Origin of the sequence: Comamonas sp. (assembly GCF_036666375.1) — a bacterium.
Taxonomy (GTDB): Bacteria; Pseudomonadota; Gammaproteobacteria; order Burkholderiales; family Burkholderiaceae_C; genus Comamonas.
Genome location: NZ_JAVWWA010000148.1, coordinates 7,065 through 8,925, shown reverse-complemented (window position 1 = coordinate 8,925; position 1,861 = coordinate 7,065). Strand labels below are relative to the sequence as shown.

Genomic DNA, 1,861 nt, shown 5'->3' with positions numbered 1-1,861 from the left:
GCCGCCGCCATGGATGATGTCGTCCTCGGCGCCCAGCACGATGTACTGGGCGGCGCCGTCGCCGCTGGCCATGTTCTGGCCCGCGCCGCCAATGATGCGCACAGCGCCCACCACGGCCAGGAAGTCGACGTTGTCCACCTGTATGGTGGTGCTGTCGGGCAGGGCGCTCGCGTCAAGGATCACGGCCTGCATGCCGTCGCGCGCAATGGCGCTGCCGCTGATCACCAGGGGCACGTCGGGGTTGAAGCCCGCGCCGGCCGTGGCGGTGATGGTCTGTATGGTCAGCGGCACCGAGGGATCAAGCGTGGCCAGGAAGGCCTGACCGTTGAGGGTCAGCCCGGCGTCGCCACCGGCCGAGCGCTCTATGCGCAGTGTCAATTCAGCCAGCGCTGCGGCACCGGTCATTGGTGCTGGCATGCCCTGGGCCTGCAGCGCCATGCCCACGGGTACGCTGACCTGCAGGATGGAGTGGCCATCTATGCCCTTGACCAGGGGAATGTCGGCCAGCGGCGAAGGCGTGCCGGGCGTGTCGGGCCGGTCGGGCAAGACCACCGGAATGCTGATGATGGTGCTGCCGCCGTCGCCGGGCGTGGTCACCACGGGCACGCCGTCGACGGGCACAGCGCTGGAATCGGTCGGCGGCGCAGGCGTCGTATTTGTCACTGCCGTCGCCGCGAGCGGGGCGGCATCGTTGCCGGCGAGGTCCTGGATGGCACTGGCGGCATTGCCCACTTCGAGTTTGTCATAGGCAACGGTCACAGTGTCGCCATGGGTCACGGGTTTGGTCAGGGTCAGGGTGACGGTGTTCTTGGCCGCGTTGACGACCACGGCCGTGACCACATTGCGCACCATACCCACCATCACCGTAAAGGATTCTGGCGCTGGACCGTTGACGTCATCGAGTGTGTCCGACTTGGAGAAGGTCAACACCAGGGTGCTGCGATTGACGGCGGCCGACTCAAGAACCGGCGCTTGCGTGTCGATGGTGACAACCAGTGCGTTGGATGCAGCGCTGATAGTGCCAACCGCGCCCAAAGCCTTGGCTGTCACGATGTGCATTCCTTCGGCCAGCGCAACGTGGGTTGTCACTTGCCACACGCCTTTGACGGCACGCGTCGTTGCCAGCACGGTGGTGCCGTCTGTGTCGTACAAGGTGACGAGGGCGCCCGACAGCGTCGTGCCTCCGATGGTGAGTTTTGTGGCGCTGGTGATGTGATCCCAGCCCGATTTACCGTTATCGCTGCCGGCCACCAGTTGTACGCCGACTGGTGGCGGCATCACAACCCCGTCGGCAATACTCGCTTGATTGAATTCCAGCGGTGCTAGTTCGTGCATTTTGAGCTCCGGTTACGGTATGTCTCAACTGGGGTGTGCGTGCTGCGTGCCACGGCCACGCACCATTCATCCACGGAAATGCCCAACTTGTTTGTCGCCAGCATGGCGAACTGGGCATCGAAGCCAATGACCACAAGTTACTGTTCACAGAACATGGGCCGGGTTCGGCCTGTCGTATGTGCGGTGGCCCACAGTGCGGTGGCGTTGTTGTTGAACCCCGTCTGAGCCTTGGCAGCGTGACACGCCCCTGATTCGCAGGCCCCGAAACGCACTCGAATCATGCTATCACATGCGGTTGCGAATCCCCATTGCTGCCGGACAGGACCCGAGGCGGCCAAAATCTTAGGCAACCCTGTTGCATCAGAACTTCATGGACTCACCATCCTCAGGGTTCATCACCCGATCCTGCATCTTGTTCTCGCGCACAGAAGCGCGTGACTCCTTGCGGCTGAGCGACATGTGATGCATGACATCCATGGGTACGGCAACGATGGCTGCATCGGGCGCTGCCTTGGTGGCCTGCAGT

1 protein-coding gene is annotated in these 1,861 nt (G+C 63.3%); it reads right to left on the bottom strand.

Translation table 11 applies throughout. The annotated features are described in order from the left end of the window. On the bottom strand, positions 1 to 1,335 hold a 1,335-nt coding region (locus tag RR928_RS22920; RefSeq protein WP_332684370.1), incomplete at its 3' end, for a SwmB domain-containing protein. Positions 1,336 to 1,861 lie beyond the last annotated feature (526 nt).